The sequence below is a fragment of the Pedobacter gandavensis genome, from assembly GCF_032678745.1.
GTDB classification, from domain to species: domain Bacteria; phylum Bacteroidota; class Bacteroidia; order Sphingobacteriales; family Sphingobacteriaceae; genus Pedobacter; species Pedobacter gandavensis_C.
The window spans coordinates 197,799-218,820 of record NZ_JAVTST010000009.1; the positions used below are offsets into that span (position 1 = coordinate 197,799).

The 21,022-nt window shown below is 36.9% G+C and carries 22 protein-coding genes and 1 tRNA gene; 18 read left to right on the forward strand and 5 right to left on the reverse strand.

Features of this window, described 5'->3' with window-relative positions:
* Positions 1 to 272: 272 nt before the first annotated feature.
* The 3 genes from R2S10_RS22130 to R2S10_RS22140 all read left to right on the forward strand — a co-directional run bounded on the left by R2S10_RS22130 (position 273) and on the right by R2S10_RS22140 (position 4,364).
* Positions 273 to 1,118 (forward strand): hypothetical protein, encoded by an 846-nt coding sequence (locus R2S10_RS22130; protein ID WP_316842600.1) that lies wholly within the window; start codon positions 273 to 275, stop codon positions 1,116 to 1,118.
* Between the two features lie 382 nt (positions 1,119 to 1,500).
* Positions 1,501 to 2,226 (forward strand): fatty acid desaturase family protein, encoded by a 726-nt coding sequence (locus tag R2S10_RS22135; protein WP_316842601.1) that lies wholly within the window; start codon positions 1,501 to 1,503, stop codon positions 2,224 to 2,226.
* A 626-nt stretch (positions 2,227 to 2,852) separates the two neighbouring features.
* Positions 2,853 to 4,364, forward strand: a complete 1,512-nt coding sequence (locus tag R2S10_RS22140) for a PQQ-dependent sugar dehydrogenase (RefSeq protein ID WP_316842602.1) — start codon at positions 2,853 to 2,855, stop codon at positions 4,362 to 4,364.
* A gap of 127 nt (positions 4,365 to 4,491) precedes the next feature.
* On the opposite strand, the gene R2S10_RS22145 is transcribed toward R2S10_RS22140, so the two are convergent.
* Both R2S10_RS22145 and R2S10_RS22150 read right to left on the reverse strand, forming a co-directional pair.
* Entirely contained in the window at positions 4,492 to 4,764 is a 273-nt protein-coding gene (locus R2S10_RS22145) for a DUF4242 domain-containing protein (RefSeq protein ID WP_316842603.1), read from the reverse strand.
* An 819-nt stretch (positions 4,765 to 5,583) separates the two neighbouring features.
* A complete protein-coding gene (locus R2S10_RS22150) occupies positions 5,584 to 8,193 on the reverse strand; it encodes an AAA family ATPase (protein WP_316842604.1) in 2,610 nt (869 codons plus the stop codon).
* Between the two features lie 225 nt (positions 8,194 to 8,418).
* Here R2S10_RS22150 and R2S10_RS22155 point away from each other — a divergent pair, with 225 nt between their 5' ends.
* From R2S10_RS22155 to R2S10_RS22210, 13 genes are all read left to right on the forward strand, one after another.
* A complete protein-coding gene (locus R2S10_RS22155; RefSeq protein WP_316842605.1) occupies positions 8,419 to 10,347 on the forward strand; it encodes an AAA family ATPase in 1,929 nt (642 codons plus the stop codon).
* Between the two features lie 2 nt (positions 10,348 to 10,349).
* Entirely contained in the window at positions 10,350 to 11,444 is a 1,095-nt protein-coding gene (locus R2S10_RS22160) for a hypothetical protein (RefSeq protein WP_316842606.1), read from the forward strand.
* A gap of 247 nt (positions 11,445 to 11,691) precedes the next feature.
* Complete coding sequence (locus R2S10_RS22165) at positions 11,692 to 11,883, forward strand: hypothetical protein (RefSeq protein ID WP_316842607.1); 192 nt, start codon at positions 11,692 to 11,694, stop codon at positions 11,881 to 11,883.
* Positions 11,884 to 12,485: 602 nt separating this feature from the next.
* Positions 12,486 to 12,761, forward strand: a complete 276-nt coding sequence (locus R2S10_RS24740) for a carboxypeptidase-like regulatory domain-containing protein (RefSeq protein WP_410479017.1) — start codon at positions 12,486 to 12,488, stop codon at positions 12,759 to 12,761.
* Complete coding sequence (locus tag R2S10_RS22170) at positions 12,758 to 12,916, forward strand: hypothetical protein (protein ID WP_316842608.1); 159 nt, start codon at positions 12,758 to 12,760, stop codon at positions 12,914 to 12,916. Before R2S10_RS24740 ends, R2S10_RS22170 begins: the two co-directional genes overlap by 4 nt.
* Before the next feature lie 93 nt (positions 12,917 to 13,009).
* Positions 13,010 to 13,174, forward strand: a complete 165-nt coding sequence (locus R2S10_RS22175) for a hypothetical protein (RefSeq protein WP_316842609.1) — start codon at positions 13,010 to 13,012, stop codon at positions 13,172 to 13,174.
* A 141-nt stretch (positions 13,175 to 13,315) separates the two neighbouring features.
* A complete protein-coding gene (locus R2S10_RS22180; RefSeq protein WP_316842610.1) occupies positions 13,316 to 14,278 on the forward strand; it encodes a WG repeat-containing protein in 963 nt (320 codons plus the stop codon).
* Positions 14,279 to 14,434: 156 nt separating this feature from the next.
* Complete coding sequence (locus R2S10_RS22185) at positions 14,435 to 15,121, forward strand: hypothetical protein (protein WP_316842611.1); 687 nt, start codon at positions 14,435 to 14,437, stop codon at positions 15,119 to 15,121.
* Between the two features lie 241 nt (positions 15,122 to 15,362).
* Complete coding sequence (locus R2S10_RS22190) at positions 15,363 to 15,842, forward strand: hypothetical protein (protein WP_316842612.1); 480 nt, start codon at positions 15,363 to 15,365, stop codon at positions 15,840 to 15,842.
* A gap of 134 nt (positions 15,843 to 15,976) precedes the next feature.
* On the forward strand, positions 15,977 to 16,489 hold the full coding sequence (locus R2S10_RS22195) for a hypothetical protein (RefSeq protein ID WP_316842613.1): 513 nt from the start codon (positions 15,977 to 15,979) through the stop codon (positions 16,487 to 16,489).
* Positions 16,490 to 16,677: 188 nt separating this feature from the next.
* Entirely contained in the window at positions 16,678 to 17,256 is a 579-nt protein-coding gene (locus tag R2S10_RS22200) for a hypothetical protein (protein ID WP_316842614.1), read from the forward strand.
* Between the two features lie 68 nt (positions 17,257 to 17,324).
* Positions 17,325 to 17,624, forward strand: a complete 300-nt coding sequence (locus R2S10_RS22205; RefSeq protein WP_316842615.1) for an Imm17 family immunity protein — start codon at positions 17,325 to 17,327, stop codon at positions 17,622 to 17,624.
* A gap of 19 nt (positions 17,625 to 17,643) precedes the next feature.
* Positions 17,644 to 18,201 (forward strand): hypothetical protein, encoded by a 558-nt coding sequence (locus R2S10_RS22210; RefSeq protein WP_316842616.1) that lies wholly within the window; start codon positions 17,644 to 17,646, stop codon positions 18,199 to 18,201.
* Between the two features lie 287 nt (positions 18,202 to 18,488).
* Here the strand turns inward: R2S10_RS22210 and R2S10_RS22215 are convergent, their stop codons facing one another.
* On the reverse strand, positions 18,489 to 18,926 hold the full coding sequence (locus R2S10_RS22215; protein ID WP_316842617.1) for an Arm DNA-binding domain-containing protein: 438 nt from the start codon (positions 18,924 to 18,926) through the stop codon (positions 18,489 to 18,491).
* A gap of 248 nt (positions 18,927 to 19,174) precedes the next feature.
* Positions 19,175 to 19,264 (reverse strand) — tRNA-Ser (locus tag R2S10_RS22220).
* 336 nt (positions 19,265 to 19,600) lie between these two features.
* On the opposite strand from R2S10_RS22220, the gene R2S10_RS22225 reads away from it, so the two are divergent.
* Complete coding sequence (locus R2S10_RS22225; RefSeq protein WP_316842618.1) at positions 19,601 to 20,104, forward strand: VOC family protein; 504 nt, start codon at positions 19,601 to 19,603, stop codon at positions 20,102 to 20,104.
* Between the two features lie 16 nt (positions 20,105 to 20,120).
* Positions 20,121 to 20,495: a DoxX family protein gene (locus tag R2S10_RS22230; RefSeq protein WP_316842619.1), complete on the forward strand. Its 375-nt coding sequence runs from the start codon at positions 20,121 to 20,123 to the stop codon at positions 20,493 to 20,495.
* Between the two features lie 74 nt (positions 20,496 to 20,569).
* On the opposite strand, the gene R2S10_RS22235 is transcribed toward R2S10_RS22230, so the two are convergent.
* Positions 20,570 to 20,815, reverse strand: a complete 246-nt coding sequence (locus tag R2S10_RS22235) for a hypothetical protein (protein ID WP_316842620.1) — start codon at positions 20,813 to 20,815, stop codon at positions 20,570 to 20,572.
* Positions 20,816 to 21,022 lie beyond the last annotated feature (207 nt).

Sequence of the window (21,022 nt, forward strand, 5' to 3'; positions counted from 1 at the left end):
TAAAGAAACCCGAATTATTATTATCACAATTTTGTATTTATTGACACAACAAATAATATATAATATTTTGAAGGTAATTGGACTGAGATATTTTAATTAACTGAAAGCATAGGTAAACGTAGAACTCTCGTATATTCGCTGAATAAAATTAAAGCTCATTTTATCACTTAAAATATATGACTAAGCTACGCGTTCTCCTTCTTTTTTCATTTTCGCTTTGTGCGTTGAATTCATCTGCCCAGGAAATTTCAACTGAAATTCATGGAAAAAGGATGAAGAGCTTTATCGACATAGAAAAGAGACTAGGTGGTAAATTGTACCAGGGTGAGGGCGATATCATTATCCCGGGGGGGATGGAGACACCATTGACTTATAGACGAACAGAACAAGGTATTCCCGACTTATTGGTTACTTATACCTTCAGTAAGGTGGATTCTTTAGTACATAGTATCGATTATGAGTGGGATATGATCAATTTTGATAGGACTAAGAAGAAGCAGCCTCTTAATGTACAGAAGGCCTTTATAAAAAAATATCAGTCGCTGGCAGATCAGATTAGCACAAAACATGGCAATAGCGAGAAGAAAGGAGAATTAAGTGACCTTACAAAAATTGACCTTAAGGCTGGGCTTAAGCGTAGTGATGAATGGAAACCCAATGATAGTTCTAGTGTCTCTCTGTATGCGGTATTTAGTAATTATTCGGAAGAAAAAGAAAACATCAAAATACAGCCTACCAATCGCATTTGGCTTTATGTTACTAAAGTTAAAAAGCCTACCAATCCTGAACTGAGTGCTAAATCCATTCAAGCTGCTAAAAAATCATACGATCAGTTTATCCTCAAATTGAGAGCAGGAGAGCTGGAAAATGCCAAAGCATTTATTTCCCCACAGATCCGCAGTCAAGTGACCCAAACGGTGTTCGATCAGTTCAAAACAACCATCAAACCTGAAGCATTTAGAGTCTATACGGAGAGCTTACAGCAGGTAAATGGTGTTGATTACCTGATGATCCAATATGCTTATGAAAGTGCTTCCGAAGATCCTAAGGAAGTAATCAGAGTGCTTTTTGATAAAGAAAATTTGATTATTGGTATACAGCCCCGGACTATGAAGTAAAACAATGTTTTGCATGGAGCTAGTAAATACTATATTTATTTTGTTGATGGTTCGACCCCATTATGGAGCCCTGTATGTGTCATGCTATTCTCTATAACGTCGGTTAGTTTTGTAATATCAAATATTAGAACATGTTAACTTAATATGTTGCATCAGGTTCGGTACAGGCCATTAAGTGTTTTTTAATAGATCATTTTTACTGTTCTCTTGAGAAGTTTGTTTCTGTCAAGTATTGCTTCAAGGATATATGTAAAAAAAGTAGGTTAATTGCTTTATCGCTTAGTTCTTGTAAATTGCGTAATATTAATTTAATTCTCTTAGCATTATGACTCATCAGGAAATACTTAAGAAGGTATATTGGAAAGATTTAAAGGATCTTAGCATGAGAGAGATTTTAATTGAAAATAATTTAACCATTCCATGGTTTCTAATTTCGATTACGCTTGCCTATTTTGGATACTACCTTTTTGCTTTGCCGTTTTCAGCGTTTTTCTTTTTGACGGGTTTGCGTCAAGTTCATAATGGATTCCATAATTCCCTTGGGACGAATAAATTTTTAACGTGGCTTTCACTTTACATCAATAGCATTTTGATGATGGTTTCAATACATGCTGTTAAGTTTAACCATATCAGACATCACAAATATTGTTTAACAGATGATGACTATGAAGGGAAATCAGCTAGTATGACCTGGTATGGAGCAATATTATACGGTCCGGTACACATGTTTTTAATTCACAAAATAGCTTTACAACTGGGTAACAAAAACTATAGACTTAACGTGATTGTAGAGCTGTTATCCATAGCAATTTTTGCATTCGTTGTTTTCTATTTTCAAATACATTTCTTAATGTATCATATTGCTATAATGATTGCAGGTGAGTTTTTGATGGCATTCTTTGCTGTTTGGATAGTTCATCATGATACACATGAAAGCCCTGAATTTGCACGAACTCAAAGAGATGGTTGGAAAAATAAAATAACCTTTAGTATGTTTTATCACTTAGAACATCACCTATTTCCTGCAGTCCCAACAATTAAGTTGCCAGAGTTAGCGCGCAGAATAGATATGACATTACCTGACATTGAAAAAAAGAGCACTTTTTAGCCTGTTTGATCAATCGTTTTGTAAGTAATTTGTATATAGAAGCGTTTTTAGGATTTATACCGTATTTTAACGAATATGCTAGTTATGCCAGAAGAAACCTTGCATTTGGTCCTTATTGATTCATTTACTGATTTTTATTAATTGTTACTTGTGTTTTATCACTTGCTTTATTTTTCAGGAAGTGGGGTGTTAACTTATACTTCTTGTTGGTCGTCGCAATTTTAATGAATATAGGCTGGATGTATGAGTTGTTTACGATTCATATGACAAGCCCAGTGGGGGCATGGCATATATTTGTACCGTTTGATCGTTAACTAAAGCTGAACTAGAAAACTTCTCTCCTAAGCAAATTGGCTTTCTCCAGGAATTGTTCGACAGTATTAACCTTCAATAGGAAATTTGTGTGTCAAAAGTTAATTAAATTCAAAATGGTATTTAATACAAAATCTACTTTCTTTACGGCGTTCAAAAAAATGAAGGGAGGCAACGCCCCGTGTTTATCAACAGTCGAACACTCCAGATTTATAAAACCGTACTCCTAGATTAAATTACAGGACCCTGATCATAAAAGTACAGTGCAAATTTGAGCAACAAATAAAAATTTCACTAATTATCAAAGCACTTTTATGAAAAATGTAATTCTGACTATCATTGTAATAGTCGCCTTTTTTTTCTCTGCATTTTCCCAAAATCAGCCGACTGAAAGGCAATTAATAGAAAATACAATACAACGCTATTTCGATGGCTGGGCAACTGGAGACACTATTAAATTGGGCGGGGCAATGCATCCTTCTTGTCATTTAAAGAATTATAACAATGGTAAATTTATCATATTTACCAGAAATCAGTATCTCAGCTTATTCAAACTTCATGAGCGTACTAAGAATTTAAAAACCCATATAGTAGCTATCGATATTACCAACAATATGGGTAGTGCAAAAGTAGAAATCAGTACGGAAAGAGATCTGTTTACTGATTATTTCAATTTGATGAAAACCAATGAAGGCTGGTTTATTGCTGATAAAGTCTCGACGAGAACACCACATAAAATCTTTAATGTAAATGCTATCCTGCCAAAAAAAGAAATCATTGTAGAAGGTTTAAAACGCCCCTGGAGCATCGCTTTTATGTCAGAAGACGAAGCGCTCATCTCTGAGAAAGAAGGCGATCTTGTAAAAGTTAACCTCTTGACTAAAGAAAAGACTAAGATACAAGGTTATCCAGCCGACCTAGATGATAGCATTACTGGCTTTGGAGATAATACAGGTAAATTTGAAGTTCTGTTAGACCCTGATTTTAAAACTAATAAATATGTTTACTTATCCTACGTAGCTCTAGCGGCTAATAATAGAACTACTAAAATTATAAGAGCAGTATTAGAAAATGAAGCTTTACAGCAAATCAAAGTGCTTTTTGTAGCAGAACCTTATACAAAAGAGCGGTATCACTATGGAGGTGGGATGGTTTTTGGTAAAGATGGTAAATTATATTTTACTATCGGCGAAAGATTATTTTCTGAGCAAGATGAGCCTGCAATTCCTATTGCCCAGAATATTGAAGATAGAAGAGGAAAAATTTATCGAATTAACGCTGATGGAACCATTCCAAAAGACAATCCAGATTTTGGAAGCAAAGCAAGTCCAGGGTTATATGCTATAGGAATCAGGGCAGCACAGGGTATGACGCTTGATACAGCTACCAATAAAATCTGGTTTTCAGAACACGGTACACATCAAGGAGACGAAATTAATGTGCTGAAAGCAAAAGCGAATTATGGTTGGCCTATGAAAACCACGGGGAAGTACCGTTTTGCAGAATTTGCGCCAAAACCTATCCCTGATAATCAGTATACAGACCCTGTATGGTCTTGGATACACACTGTAGCACCTACCGGATTACATATTTATTCGGGAAACGAGTTTGCAGGCTGGAAACGAAACTTACTTGTTGCAGGATTATCAAAAGGTAGCTTATGGCGCATGGTAATAGAAGGGGAGAATATAAAAAGCGCTGAAGAACTTTTTACAGATGATAGAGTAAGAATACGAAAAGTGACGCAAAGTCCTATGGGTAAATTATACATTCTTACCGATGAGCTGAATGGTAAGTTAATAAGGATAAGAAATGTAGCTCTTTAAGCGGAAGAATTGCTCAGCTACAGGATGAGAAACGGAGCATATTTTGGATACCTCTAAAATGCAAAACCCCTGAAATCTTACGATTCCAGGGGTTCAATATGGTTTTGATGACCATTTAAATAATATTCTATTCCGCCGTTATCGGATCTATAAGTGCTGAGATCTTACTTATTGAATTTGCTGGGAATCCACCTTGTTTAGCGTGTTCCAGGACCATTTCTTCATTTGGAGCATTGTAAATGCAATAGATCTTGTTGTCTGTCACATAGCTGTTTACCCATTGTATTTGTGGCCCCATTTTGCTTAACACCTCGTTAGACGCTTTTGCAATTTCTTTTAATTGTTCCGCGGTTGATTTCCCTACTCCAGGAATTTCTCTTTCAATTACATACTTAGGCATGGTAATAGTTTTTAAATTGTTTGAAAATTCAGTTGAATAGGGAGATTTATGGTTTGTGGCCGCAGGGGAAGTACTAGAAACCAGGAGAAAATTCAGAATAGCTGCAGCTGAAATTCCAATACTTAAATTTACAAAAAAAATATCTGCTTTATATGTTATCATAGTAATTTAACTAGGGATTTTGGGAGTGATCTGGGATTTGGGCAAAATACCATCCCTAGAAACGAAAAAAAACCTGAAATCGTGCGATTCCAGGTTTTTAGTATGGTTTTGATGACCATTTAGCGGAGAGTGGGGGAATTGTACCCAGGGTTAAAATCTCGCTTTAATATGGTGTCTGGATGGTTTGTGATTATTGACTCACCGAATCACTCACTGATCTTGTTTCTTTTTTTAGCTGCAAATGCTATAAATTAAATTTAGGTATTATTCTATTATAATCAAAGGGTTGAATACCAAAATATTGTTAGCTGAAAAGGGAATGTTTAGTATTTATTAATGTAATCAGGCTGAGATATGAATTTTGTTCGATTTAAAGCGTTTAAAGGCTATCTGAAAGGGTTTGTTAAAAGTGACTTGCGGGTAGGGTGTATCGGCGATACGTCGAACTTTTATGAGCATTGTGAAGCAGTGGTAAATTTTGAGAAAGCAGTAAAGAATAAGGTAGAAGGGCAGTATAGGAAAAAGAAATTATTATAAGCGTTTCCTCTACTAGGGTGATTTAACCTACCCAAAGTTTCCTGCTTGAAATTTTTGCCTTGTCTTTGCTTTTTGTTGCATTTTTTGTTTTTAATGACAAGCTATAGCAGGACAAGACATTTAAGCAACAGTTTTTTTGAAGGTGTTGATTTTCATGCGGATCTCGTCATAACGTTTAATTTCAGCATCCAGATCTTCTAGATTGGGTTTTTTGTAGGCATATTGGTCACTGTGGCTGTGACCCTCCATATACCTGCAACATAGCCCAAAACTTTCCATCATTTCTTTCTTGAGGTCCTGGTCAATGAATACCTTATCCATGCTGTCTAGGCTTACCCGCTCAATGAAACGTTGTACCACTCCGTTGAAGAAGCCAAAAACCACCAAGGTTTCATAGCAGGTCCGAAGGGCAGTGAAACCCTGCTGGATGTACATTTCCCGCATCGCCGCGGGGCAGTCGTCTTTCTTGGCCAGATGGTAAAAATTGCGGGGCTTTTCTGCAGTCTTATATTCCTTTTCGTATGAAGGAGAATTTTTAAGCGAAATGTAACCCGGTTTGCCCTCACGCTGCTCAATCCAGTGACATACATGCTCTTTTCCATGGTCTTTACAAATGCCGATCAATTGTGAGACAAATACCAGATCGTGGGTAAAAACAATGACCTGCCTTTTGTCAGATTCACTGACCAACCTAGCGGCAATCTGTGCTTTGCGCCCTTCGTCAAGTGAAGTTACGGGGTCATCAAATACCATTCCTTTGTTTATTCCCGAAAGTATTGTCTCTGAAAGAAAGTCGGCAAGTGAAATGACTTTTTGTTCCCCTTCACTAAGCACTTCTGTAGGTTGTTTGCCTTTCAGATTCAGTTGTCTATATGATGTGCCCGATGATCCGGAATGGGTAATGCTGATCCCAAAATTACCATGGAGCGCAACACATTCGGCGTTAAAATGATCGATATAGGCCTGGTTGAAATATATTCCCGAGAGTTCCTTTTCTTTGTTTGTTACATCTCTTTTGTTGATGCTGGTTTTTCCCTTGCTTGCTGTGCTCACCCACTGGGCATCAACAATCGCTTTCTCTATTTTACCAAAGTGATCATCTAGCTTCTCTTTATGATTGATTAGTACAATCTTTTGGGAGAGCGCGTCGATTTCCTTGGTCACGTCCGATTCTTCTAGGACTTTTATCTGCTGATCAATGTCCAAATCCAGCTCATCGATGAGCTCTAGGTTAGCCTGAAATCCCATAAGCAAACTGGTGTTCCTGTTTTCAATCTGCGCAGCCAGCGCCATTTTAGCATCTTGAAGTTTCGATAGATCAGCTAGAATTGCCGCAAGCGCATCGGGCTTTTTGTCGGAGAGCCATTTGTACAGCACAGTAGTATCAGCAAGAAGATCCAGATTTAAATCTTTTACCGCTTTGAGTGCATTTTCCAGCTCTTTCTTCGCATCAGCACTGTCCTGTTCTGCTTTACTCTTGATAAAAGTCCAATAAGCGGATATGAGTTTTCTTGCCTCCTCACTGAGTGGTTGGTGACAAAGTAAGCAGACATCATCAGGCGTAGGGTAGGGCGCTCCCTGCGGATGCTGCAGTTTGGCAAATTGGTCGGTAGCCAGAATAAAGTCCCGCCACTCCTTGCTACCGATCGCTGAAATTTTTTCGCTCTGAAACTGTACAATACTATTTTGAGCTGCCAGCTTGGCCTTTTCAACCGCATTTGCAACGCCCAATTGTGCTTTGGTAAGTTGTTCAGCTGTGAAAAATCGGTTAGCTTTAACGATACCTGCCTTTAGGTCGGCGAGAAATTTCTTCTGCTGCCTCAAATCTTCGATTTCCTTATCTTTTTTAAGTGCCACCAGTGCAGCCTTCTGCTCTTCAAGCGTTTTTCGCGACGCCTTATCCTCATTTGTAAATGGCCTATAAAGGTCAAAATGCTCGACTTTGGTTTTTGAAGAGAGCTGGTTGATGATGTTTTTAATTTCGGATTCACCATCAAATAAGCCTTCTAGGTTATGAATTGCCGAATGGTCCTGAATAGCTGCATTCAACCGTTCTTCTATTTCCTTATAGGCCTCTGACAGTTCAGCAAAGTACATCAATCCTGCGGGACGGAACTCAAACTGGTTCTTGTTGTTCAGGTGGGCATGAACCGCTTTTTCATCAAATACCGAGAACTGTTTAAAGGCCGGATCATCACAGTCCTTCGGATATTCCAGCTCAAAATTGCTGTCTCCCTGAAAACTAAAAACTGCCTTTTTATCAAGCGGGTGATCAATATGGACGTTGGAAAGAATTTTCTTCTCGCCTTTGGTAATAAAAACATTATTGAGCAAGCGAATATATCCCGATTTACCAGAGCCATTAGCACCGTAGATGATAGTCAGGTTCTTGCCGAATTCGATGGCCTGACCAGCAACAAGCGCATTGATGCCTTCCACCTCCGATACTTTACTCAGTGTTAAATTTTCCTTAAAGTCTCCTCCATTGGCACTGCAACTGATACTGATATCCTCACGGTCGGCAGATTTCTCCTCCAGTCCCGCATCTTCCAAAAGTAGCTGGTAAGCCTGGTCGTAAATCTCATCATCAATGCTTTCGCCCGAGAGTATTTTTTGAGAAATAAACTGCGCCCAGTAAGGCAGGTTTTCAGTAAAAAGTTGAATATCTGATTCCAGTGTTCTGGTCGGTTGCTCAGCAGCAGCCTGTTGGGGAGCGTTATTTTCTTCCATGGTGAGAGTTAGATTTAGTAAGAATTATAAACTCGAATTTGCATTATTTTCGACAATAAAAAAAATCTAAACCCCCATCGACACCATATTGCTCTGGGTTGTTGTGAAATATCAACAAGATTTTAATGAGAGAAATAACTTAGCTCAGTAATTTACAAACAAGGGTGGGGCTCAACTTTTGTTAAGTATCATTATCTGCTATATTTGCCCTTAACATCTAAAATTATGCAACTCTTATACCTTTACATTAAAGACCACCATACCTTGTCTGGCCAAAACCTCAACTTTGGCGGACCACTTCGTTTTTTCTATGACCAAAAGCAATCCTCCCTGACCGTCAGCGAAAATCCCCAGTATATTGAAAATTTCTTTCTAACTGACGATAACTCCCCTGGAGATGCCATCATCAAAGGTTTTTCCGCAATTATCGGCCAAAACGGCACGGGCAAAACTTCTGTACTCAATTTTATTAAAGAAAAACTGACTGATGGGGAACGGTCTTTAGATCGGGCGCTATTGCTGGCCGCAAAAACTGATGAAGGTAAAATAATCCTTTATCGCACCAGTGATATTTCGCTTTTAAGTGACAACCTCGCTGCTTTTGAGATCACCTTGTCTATCCTCAGCTTGGAAGAAGCGGTTGCCTATCAAACCCAAAAGAGCTACCGCGACGAAGAAGAATTTCCATTTTTAAAGGATACCAGCTTTATTAACTTTTCAAACGTTTTTGACGGGCGGCGGGACGTTGAAAATACGAACCTTAAGAATATAGCTACAGATCATCTACTGCATGCTGAATTATCATACGAAACTACCATGCGTATCCAGTCCACAGAATATTCCGATAAGCTGGAAACTTTCCGGTATAACGAGACGGAACGTCAGGTTGATTTTGTTAATATTTTCGAGGCTAGGGATATTATTCCTTTTAAGCTTCCTGATAGATTAACGATCAGCTCCAAAAGACAATATACCTCAAAAAATTACCTTCGAAATAGCAAAGAGAAAAGTGCGCTAGAAAAAATCGGGCTGATGGCAATTGCTGATCGAATAGTGGCCTGCCTTGAAGAAATGGAATTTCATAGAGATGGTTTACGGGAATGGACGATTGCTTTTTTTTATGTGCAGTCACTGCTTAACTTTCTCCAGGAAATCGCCCTTCATATTCAAGGTCCTTTTTATGAATTTAAACCACTTGACTTTAAAAAGCAGGAGTTCAAAGGCTTCACCCTTAAAGACATCAATGGCTACCTGATCAGCCAATTGAGAGAGCGTTCAATCCGTCGGGAAGAGCTCGTCCATCTATCTGAGATGGCTGAAGCAATCGAGAACCTGCATCTATATATTAGTGTGCACGCAACCGGCGAGGAACTGCAGATGTTAAAGGAGGGAAGATCCTTCGAACTTAAGATTGACAATGATACATTCGAGAAGTTTCATTCTTTTTATAAAAAAACCTTTACGCACAGGCCTTACCTGAGCTTTGACTGGAGGAGTATCAGTTCTGGCGAAAAAGCCTTTTTGAATATCTACTCCAGATTCTTCTCGCTTTCCGATCAAATGGTCAATAATCAGGATAAGCGTTTATCCAAAAATGTTGTTATCTTAATCGATGAAGGCGACCTCTACCTTCATCCCGAATGGCAGCGCCGTTTTGTGTTCCTACTCTGTGAATTCCTCACCAAATGCTACGCATCCCAAAATGGCGAAACCCGGTTCATTCAGGTCATATTTACCAGCAACTCGCCCATTCCAGTTTCTGATCTGCCCAACGGCAACGTTATATTCCTGCAGAAACTAAACGGAAAAACCATCGCCAAAGACAGCCTCGAAGACAAAAAACAGACCTTTGGTGCCAACATCCATACACTGCTTTCTGATGGTTTTTTCCTCAGCCATGGACTCATGGGTGAATTTGCCAAACAAAAAATCAATTCCATCATCGAAATGCTCCAGGGCAGTAGGGAACAGGTTATGAAAAACAGAGCGACGATCGAAAAAAATATCTCACTGATTGGCGAACCCCTGATCCGTACCAAACTCGTTCAGATGTTCACCGAAAAACTTCAGATGAATATGATGGACGTCGATCAGCGCCTGGAGGCATTGGAATCAGAAATTAGGCAATTGAAAGCGCAACAAAACAAAGGATAAAAATGTTCCATTTCACCAAAGGTAAAAAAGACGGTTTTACTACCCTATCAGAGCAGCATTACCAAAACCTGCGTATGGAAAGGCAGCTTACAAAGAGCGTTACGCGCTATGCCGGCTCTATCCTTAGCTTGGTTGATGATGCCGCAGTTGACAAAGGGGGGGACAACCATACATTTTTTGCAGACCTGCTTGCAGAAGATTATAAATGGCTAAAAACCATCCTCACCGGAACCCCTGGCGAGCTTCAGGAAGTTATTGATCTTTTCGAAGCGAGAATACTCATCGGCACCTATCCACGCCTAACAGCCATCGTAGATGGGGAAGAGGTACCCAGTGATTTTGCCAAGATGATCAAAACAGTTTTCGACTACAAGCACTTTTCAGGAAAAAGTGCCCGGTACAGCGCCTACCATTTTTGTCAGCCTATGGGTATGGACGTTTGCCCATATTGCAACCGCAACTACACCCTGACGGTATATTACCGCGGCGGGGGTCTCATCCGGCCGGAGCTCGACCACTACGTACCCAAAAGTAAATACCCTTATTTAGCACTATCGTTTTACAACTTGATTCCTTCCTGCCACCTTTGCAATGCCAACCTCAAACATGCTAGTCCCATGAACTTTAAGGATTTTATCCACCCTTATGAGCATTCCTTGCATGAAATCTTCAAATTCAGTGCTGTATTCAAAAACAAAAAAGAGCTGAAAGCAACTGAAATCGGAAGTACCTTTGGTACTGCTTTTTTTGCTGGTGAAACAGATAGTTTCGACGTAAAAATTAAATTCAGGCCCGGCGTTCCTTTTTCCATGATCAAAAAGGCCGCTAACAATGCGCGGGTGTTCAAACTTCAAAAGATCTACAATGAGCACAAGGATCTGATCGAAGAAATGATCATCGGTGCGGCAGTCTACAGCGATACCTATATTGATACGCTCTACAACGACTTTCAGGGTAGCCTGTTCTCTTCCAGAGAAGATGTGCTGCGTTTACTAACGCACAACTATTCATCAAAAGATGAAATGTCCAGACGCCCCTTTTCCAAACTTACCAAAGATATTTTTTCGGAATTCGGGCTGAAGTATTCCAGTATTTAAGCAATGCTAGCCTGCGAAACCAAGTTTACCGCATATAATTCAGTTCTTGTTATATCGGTAAACCATCAATATGCGCGGGCCAGCGTCTTTAGAGAGTGTATTTCTGCTAATTGAAAAACTGAGGCTTATCGTCAATTCTTTTTTCGTTTTTGAAGTTTTGTAAATAGAATACAGATGTGTAGTAGATTTCATCTTAAATAAGCTGTTTGATTTTATCCAAATTATGTTTGAATTTAAATGATTAGTAATGAAAAATATAGATGAATTTGACCTTGGCAGGTCGCACGATATTACAATAGAAGAAGTTAAATCCTTGCCAATGTTTGCTCACTTCTCAGACGAACAAGCTGCAGAGGTAGTGCGAACAATTAAAAGGTTTGCAGAAATTATTTGTCACGACTATCTGAGGAATAATAATGATGAAAAATTAGATAGGTAAAAATAGTCGAACCGTAAATGTTTGATAATCAGAAAATAGTCGCGGTGTTGCAGGTTGGGTTGACCGAAGCGGAGTTGAACTGCTAACAGCCTTATTTTTAGTGATATTCAGGATTTTCTTAATTATATGAATTGTGTTAGAAACCATGATGTAAAAGAAAAGCCTTGAAATTGAACTCTTTTCAAGAGAAAGTTCGACTTTCAAGGCTTTTTGCCGATTTAGTAGGGGCGAGCGGCGATATGTCGAACTTTTATGATCATTGTGAGGCTATAGTAAATTTTGAGAAAGTGGTTAATATTAGTGTTGAAGGCCCGCACTATACCTAGATGAAGTTCATGATAATTTGATAACAAAAAAGCGATTTCATCTGCAGTACATTTAATATAATCACCTTATTAACTTCATACAAGTACTTTAAAATTGCCGGTAATATCTGGATCAATAAACCAACCAGATAAAACCCCAAACAAATAGTCATTATGAATTTTAAAACAACACTCAGTGGAATATTACTGTTGTTTATTCCCATCATGAGTAGTTACAAGACATTTGCGAATACCTAAAAAGAAGTTGCAAATACAACAACTGTTGCAGAACTAACCATTAATGGTACGGTTAAAGATGCTAATGGACAACCGTTCCCAGGAGTAACTGTTCTCATTAAAGGGAGTAAAAAAGGATCTTCAACTAACGGCGATGGTAAATTTACAATCAAAGCCCAGTCTACAGATGTATTGGTTTTTTCATTGGTAGGCTACCAGTCAAAAGAAATAGCGGTAGCTGACAAAAGCACCATCAACGTAAGTTTAAAAGTTGAAGAAACCGTATTAAACGAGATTGCTGTGACTGATATCTGTATCAAACAAGGACATGTATGATACAGATATCAGTCACAGCACTTTATCGGCCATTACAGACAATTGCAAAAACGAAAGAAGACTCTATTCCCGAATATTGGGAAGAAAATTGGAAAAAAAGATTTGAAGAAGGAAGAAAAAAAGGTGGAGAGTATTCTATAAGTGGTATTTTTTAGAAAAAAGGAAAAAAATAATGGCTTGAAGATTTAGATTTTCTAATGGAAGTTTTAGCTCTAAATCTCGGTAAAGATTGGTGACAAATTGATACGATGACAAACGCACTTTGGTTCTTTGCCAAAACAACAGTTTATCCAACATTTGTTGAAAAATTAAAAGAATTACCAAGTGAAAAACAAACAAAAATTCTTGACAACATAAAAAGAGTTAATAAACAGAAATTCAACCAACTAAACAAAGAAATAAACGGCAGCTAACAAGGGTTTTGCAATAGTAGGCGAAACTGCAAAGTTCAACGGTAGTTCTTCGATTCAACATTTGTACAAATTGAAGATTTGTGCTTAAATTGCCCCACCATCGCAAAGCCCCAAAACGTTGGCAGAAACTTATTGAACGATATGGTAGAAAAATTTTATCCTGTTAAAAAAAATGGGAAATATGCTTTTATAGACAATCAAGGGAAACTGATCACAAAGTTTGACTTTGACTTCGCTAATATGTTTGGAGGAATAATAGTTAATGAGGAATCTGGATATATGGACAGCAAAGGAAATATATTTATGAACCCCAAATATAGATACGAATATTGCTTTGGAGGTTTTTATGAAGGTTTAGCAATTGTGGAAGTTGATGGGAAATTTGGTTTCATTAATAGAGAAAATGATGTGGTAATTGAACCTAAATACTATCGCGTAAATGATTTTCATAACGGAATTGCGTTAGTACAAGACAATATGCTCTCTTTAGCTTATTTCATAAATACAAGAGGCGAAATAATATTGACGAACCGGAAATTTGTAGTATCGGAATATAATGAAGGTTTGATTAATTGTATGTCTTCAACAGAGAAAAAATGGGGATTTGTAGACATTAACAACAATTTCATTATACCACCAATGTATGATTACACCAGCTCCTTTTATGAAGGAATGGCAGCAATAATACCAACACTTATTGGTAAAAAAGTTAATAAAAAACAATTTTATGGCTTTGTAAATAGAAACAATGAAGTTGTAATTCCTCCAAATTTTAAAATAGCTAATGGACATTTTTCAGAAGGATTATGTTGTATTTGGGAAAATGGGAATGGTTACATTGATACGAAGGGCGCTATTGTTATTCCCTGCGAGTACTTAGTGGGCGAGAATTTTTCAGAGGGTTTGGCAAGCGTTCAGTTAAAAAAAAATAATAAACATGGATTTATTAACAAAGATGGAAAAATGGTAATTAAACCAAAATTTGAACATGTAGAAAGTTTTGAAAATGGGATAGCAAAAGTTACCATTGGAAAAGACTACTCTGTTTATAAAGATGGTTACATCAATAAAGATGGTGATTACATTTGGAAACCGACAAGGTAAAATTTCTGCCAACAAGGGTTTTGCCTCAGGCGGGCTGAAAAGTTCAACAGAAGTTTTTCAATTGGGCATTGGTAATAATATCGGCTTTTATGCTTCGATTTTCCGCCCGAAAGCAAAGCCCTAAAACATTAACGGCCATCTAACACCCGACACATTATGAGTTTTGACAGTAGAAAATATCACTTTTATCTGCTTTTTGCTGACACTGCAAAAGGCAAAGAGCCGTGGACAAAAAATGAATGGACAAATAACATTCAACCGCTTTTTGACAAAATCTTAAAATATTCATCCTATTACGACAAAACGGGTTTGGGTGTCTACGCGTATACACAACGACCTAACTCTGAATATTATGATGAAGTGAAATTCGGAAAACTTCGTTGGAATGAAAAGTCGTTTGAAAAATGGACTTTTAGTGACGAAGAAAAGGAACGGCAGTTTGGCAGTTTGGACTGTTGGACACCAATGCGGACTGTATGTGAAAAAATAGATTCTGCACCTGACATCTGCTTTAGTATTTTGAATGAACAAGACCATCCCCAAAAAGGGAAAATAAAATTTGACTTTCTAATGGTTGTTGCAATTGCAGAAGAACTCAATTACAAAGGGACAGACGACATAAGAGAATTATCAAAAATTCTAAATGCTAAGAGAACGGTATATAAATACAGACGTTGGGGAAGTGTTCACGACCCCGAAAAAAATGCACAATGGAGTTTTATCAATTCAATACAAGACACAACTTCATTTGGTATTTACAGAGCTGAAACGTTAGACATACACGACACAAAATTTGACGACCTTAAATTTGAACCCTATTGGACGACAATATACGGCAATTAACATTGCATTGGTGTTATAAGGGCTGACGTTCCCTGATTTCCCCTACAACGCCAATGCTTCAACCTTAGCTGACCCAATTGACAATCCCGAACCAATAATTGAAAAAGCACAAGAAAAATACAAAGCACAATTTGACAAGTGGATGTGATAATATTATACGGAAGGATAAACAACGAACTGCTAACAAGGGTTTTGCGTCAGCTTAAAAACATACTACTTAAAATGAAATTCTCATAAAATAATGGAAAAATACTTAAAACCACTATACGACTTCCTTGAAAAGGATGAATGGTATTTAGAAGAACCAGAGTTCACTAATTTACAATATGACATTGTTGACGAAATGGAAGCAGACAAAATCGGCTTTGATGCAATCGAAAATATACTTAAACTAATGGAAAAAAATCATTTGGTGGAATTTGGAACCCCTGGACCATTAACGCATTTTATTGAGAAATTTTATAATGAAAGACAAGAAGATTACGAGAATTTACTAAAGAAATCAGTAAAAGACAAACCAACAGTTCATACAGTTTGGTTATTGAACCGTGTAATAAATGGAAATAAAAATCAAAAAGAATTAATTGGAATACTAAATTCTATAAGTAAAGACAAGGAAATAAAACAAGAGATACGAGATGTTGCTAATAACTTTTTAGAATATCACCAAAATAAAGGTGGAAATGGGCAACAGAGCCAACAGGTCATAGAAAAAGTATGATACTTGTGGAGTGGTTTGGGTTATGAAAACTATCGAAAAATAATGATTGGAGTACTCATCATCAGCATTATTAGCTTGCTTTTTCTATTGTATATGGCGTAACGCTAAACAAAAAATAAACAACCGGAACTATAATGTTTAACAAAGAAATTTATATCAAAGAAATGACCAAAATGGTTGACAATGCCATTGAGCGTATGAAAAATGAACATTCACAATTTAAAATTTTTACAGCAAGTATTTGGACTGACCCAAATGCGGCTGCAAGCTCAATTGGATTTGACAGTAAGGAAAATTCACTCAAAAATGTTGACAAGTCAAATGAATGGGATAAAAAGTATTATGAAAAATATTTAGCCGAAGGGAATTTAGAACAAGCAGCCTTATTTAAGCCTGAAGAAGCGACAAGAATGTTCAATCCTGCAGATTACAACCTAAAAGACTTTGAAGAAACTTCTCATAAAAGTTTTTCCAAAAACTGGGAAAGTGAAACTGATGGAAAATGTTGGACAGAATTATATCCGGCCTTACGAGAAATTGGAAAATATGCTTTTGCTAAGATTAAAAATGCAAACTTAGAAGATGGTTTTGAACTATCAATTAATGGTAAAAAAGATTGGTATGGCAAAACATGGAAAATCAAATAACGCTAAACGAGAGACCAAAACGGCCGCTAACAAGGGGTTGGCAAAAGTGGGGCGGACGGAATTCTATTGCCCCACCATCGCATGGCCCCGAAACGTTATGTGCTATTTAGCCACTTAACCAGAAAACGTCGTTAGCGTTAATTTTAACGGAACGCCATACAGAAGAACAAATTTTATAAATTCAAATTATGTTTACAAATGACTATAAGATAGCTTTCAATAATTGCAAAATACTAGCTGAGTTTAAATTATTTTTAGCTGATTTTGAAATTAATTCAATAGATGAAAGTGCTAAAAATATATTGCATTATTACCTCACCAGTTTAATTTATGATACAAATATTGAGGATTTTGCTGTTAATCGTCCATACCTGTTAGAGCCGATTCCAATCATAGACGAGATGCTAAAAAGAGGTATCAATATTAATGCACAACCTTCAAGAGGTTCAAGAATGCATACCGCGTTGTGTCTTTGTGTTGGTTTCACTTACAAATCGAAAGAAATATTTGACCACCTAATTAAAAACGGAGCAGATGTAAATGTTAGAATTGGACACGGAGGTAGTGTATTAGCAAAAGCAATGTTGAATATGGGTGTAAAAGAAAATAACGATTTATATTTTGTAGAAAAACTTTTGGAGAATGGAGCAAATATTTATGCGGAAAACAATTTTGGTGTATCAGCATTTAGCTTATCTCAAGGATTTGGTGATGATGCGTTAGCTCTTAAAACTTTGATTATGAAATATCATAATAAGGATCAATAATTTGTCACAACAACTTTTTGTATAATTAGCTTGATAATTTCAATAGTACTCTATAAAGAATAAACACCATGAAAGAACAATCAGAAAACATTATCAATCAATTTAGCCAGTTTTTAACTCTGAATCCACATTATGGTTATTTGATAGCCGCAGTTGGTTTCGCCATTTTTTTTCTGGGATATTTGTTCAGATGGAATTGGGTTATTAATCCAGAAGGAAAAACCAGATCTGTATATGTATACGAGGTATTAGGAGCAGAAAACATGCGTAAATTGATGATAGTTGTCACGGGGATAGTAGTTTTTATTTGTGTTGGAGCTTTTTTTCTTTCTAATTCTAATGGTGATTTTTTGACATCGAAATTGTAGATTAAAAAAATGAATTAAAATGGATATAATAAAAAACTTATTTAGCCAATATATTGACTTATCAAATGTTTTTAGATATGAATATAAAAGTAGTTTAGGAGAAGCTAGTAATGATTTATTACCAAACACCTTTTCTAGTGGTTTAAGAGCAATTTATTCAATTGTAAAAGGCACAAAATATGAAATAGAAGATCAATCTCTAATGGATTTTCTGCCGGGTTATTTACTTATCCATATAGATGAGTACCCACATTTTATTAAAAAATTAAATGCTATTTTGAGTGATGAAAACAAGGGGAAATATTTTCCTTTATTGGTTAATTATTCATCAGATTTTTATGCATTAAAAGAAAATGATAGAAAGGAAAGATTAGAAGTTTATTTGGTTAATCACGATGAATTAGAACCCATTAAGATTTATAATTCTTTAGAAATATTTTTTGACACTCTAATTGAATGTTATAAAGAAAAAGCATATTTTATCGATGAAGATGGCTATCTTGATGTGGATTTTGAAAAAGCAGAATTAATTGGGCAGAAACTTAATCCTGAGAATGAATATTGGCTTGAAGAATAGTGGACTTAGTTCTGGCGAGTTCAGATTTTATAATTATATAGGAGATAGTAAGAATGAATTAGTTGTCTTAATGATAAATGGTTTTCTTATACGGATAGAACTCAAAAATATGATAATATTTCTATGTTAGAAAAATGGTATTCAAAAATGAAGTAATAAAGTATTATCCTGAGTTTTAGAATCGTTTTTAACATAAGAACTAAAATTGTAGGAGAGGGTAAAGGAATCTTTCCCATTTGTTTGGGTATTCTTTAATTTAAGGGGGAAGTTTAAATTTTGGATATTGTCTATTGCCTTTTCAAATCTATGAAGTCGATTGGATTTGAAAAGATAGTTGTTGAATCCCGTGCGCCAAAGGGTGCGCCAAATCCTTTGTGCTCTTTGAATACTTCTAACAAAGTTGGGCGATCTTTATCTTTCCCAAGAAATCTGTCCCGTAGCACCTGAGCGGTGATCTTTTGGTTTTCTTTTGTGAGTTGGGAATGTGCTTCGTGGATCTTGACCTGTAAATCGTCCAGATAGAAGTTGAATGATTTAACCGATTCTTTGTAGCCTTTGGCTCTTCCTAACCTTGGATTCCATTGTAGTGGATCAATGGATCTACCAGTAGTTACCTCAGACCTTGTTCCGTCAATGGTGATTCTTAGATAGATAGGGGAAACCGCGCCAATTTGATAGTTTTTCTGTTTCTTCATGTAGAAGAGTAGGCTGAAATTAGTTTTCATAATGTTGCACATTAAAAAGTTAAACAAATTTAGCTATGCTACTACTATCAGTCAAGATGTTGGATCATGTAACTAGTTCATTTATAATGAAATATACCCTATTCGGTGAGTGCCTTAAATTACCTTCAACTACTCACCGAATGACTCACCAACTATATGTGAATTGATGCTTTATTTGGCTTTGGTTTAAAAAGAAAAAACCCGCAAATCGTATGATTTGCAGGTTTTTTCGAAATCTAGTCACCTAGTGGCGGAGAGTGGGGGATTCGAACCCGCGGACCCTTTGACAAGTCAACAGTTTTCAAGACTGCCGCAATCGACCACTCTGCCAACTCTCCGGCGCAAAAGTACAAATCTTATCTGGTTTTCCAAATTTAGATTGAAATATTTCTATTTTTTTTGAAAACCCTGTTTTATGCCACCTAAAGCAATGTTTTGAGCCATTTCTCTCCACGAAAACAACAGATGATATCCAGTGTCGCCATAGAACCATTTCCATTTTCAAGGCATTTTCTTCCTGTAAACCTTAAAAAATACTTGCTATTTTATCAGTCCCACATAAAATCCGACTAATTCTTGTCTTATTCGCCCCCTCATTATGTCGTTTCTGCACTAGTTTAAATTGTCCTTTCTCCTCTAAATTTGAATTAGTAAATTTAACTAAGCCTATTGCTATGAAAAATATCAATCAAAGAATCACCACAAACCTATGGTTCGATAGAAATGCCGAAGAAGCGGTAAACTTCTATACTTCAATCTTTAAGAATTCCAGCATAACAGGAATGACCCATTACACCAAAGAAGGCTTTGAAATCCACCAAATGCCGGAAGGCACAGTGATGACCATTGTGTTTGAACTTGACGGTCGGGAGTTCCTGGCTTTAAACGGCGGACCAATCTTCAAATTCAACGAATCCATTTCCTTCGTGGTCAATTGTGCAGACCAACAAGAGATCGACTATTATTGGGACAGCCTAAGGGTTGCTGGAGATCCAAATGCCCAAGTTTGCGGCTGGTTAAATGACCAATTTGGACTTTCCTGGCAAATTGTACCAACCATCCTATCAGAATTGCTCAAAGACCCTGATCAGGAAAAAACCAGTAGAGTCATGGCAGCAATGATGCAAATGAAAAAGATCGATATCAGTCTGTTGGAAAAAGCTTTTGCTAAACCTTAAACCTAATCATAAACAAATGAAAAAGAACAAAATCATCTTCTGGACCGCAACCATTCTCATCTTCTTATTTGAAGGAGTGATGCCTGCCTTAACTTCTCAAACAGAAATGGCCAAAGAAGGCATAAGACACCTGGGCTATCCGGAATACTTCGGCGTTGCACTTACCGTGTTTAAAGTTTTGGGTGCAATCATTCTGATCATCCCTAAAGCGCCTAAGCGTCTCAAAGAATGGGCTTACGCGGGATTTGGCTTTGACTTTATTTTCGCCTCTATCAGCCACTTGGCAGTAGATGGCTTCGGAATGGAAGCAGTGTTCCCTTGGATAGTTTTCGCGGTTCTGGTGGTCTCTTATTTGTATTATCATAAGATCTATGATTCAGAAACCATTTAAAACCAATAAAGCCCAATGTGAGAATTGGGCTTTATCTATATTTTTTGAACTGTTGTGCTGCAATAAAAGCGATATTATTTCTTATTGTTCTCCAAATAAGTATCTAAAATGCTTTTTAGGTAAAGTTCAGGCTTAGGCATGATGATCACAGTCCCAGGCTCTTTATCTTGCGAATGTTTGATGTAATTCGCTTTGATCTTTCCCCAGTCTTTTGAATAAAGCTGAACAAACATATCTACAAATTCTTTATCAGTATACTCTTTAGGAAGCTTACTTAATACAACTTCAATTTTCTCTTCTTTTCTATGTAATACTGCCATGATAATTTCTTGATAATTTATGCGACAAAGCTATGAAACTAAATTGAGTTAAGCAGAAATAGTTTTTTAGGACATAGTTATCCCATAGCGAAGCCTTAGACGGAAGCATTCGAATTAAAATTTCAAAAATAAACTTGATTTTAGACTCAGCCAGGCTTCCCGGGTAGGTGTTTTAGTCGCTCTTTGAGAACCTCATATTCTTTTTCG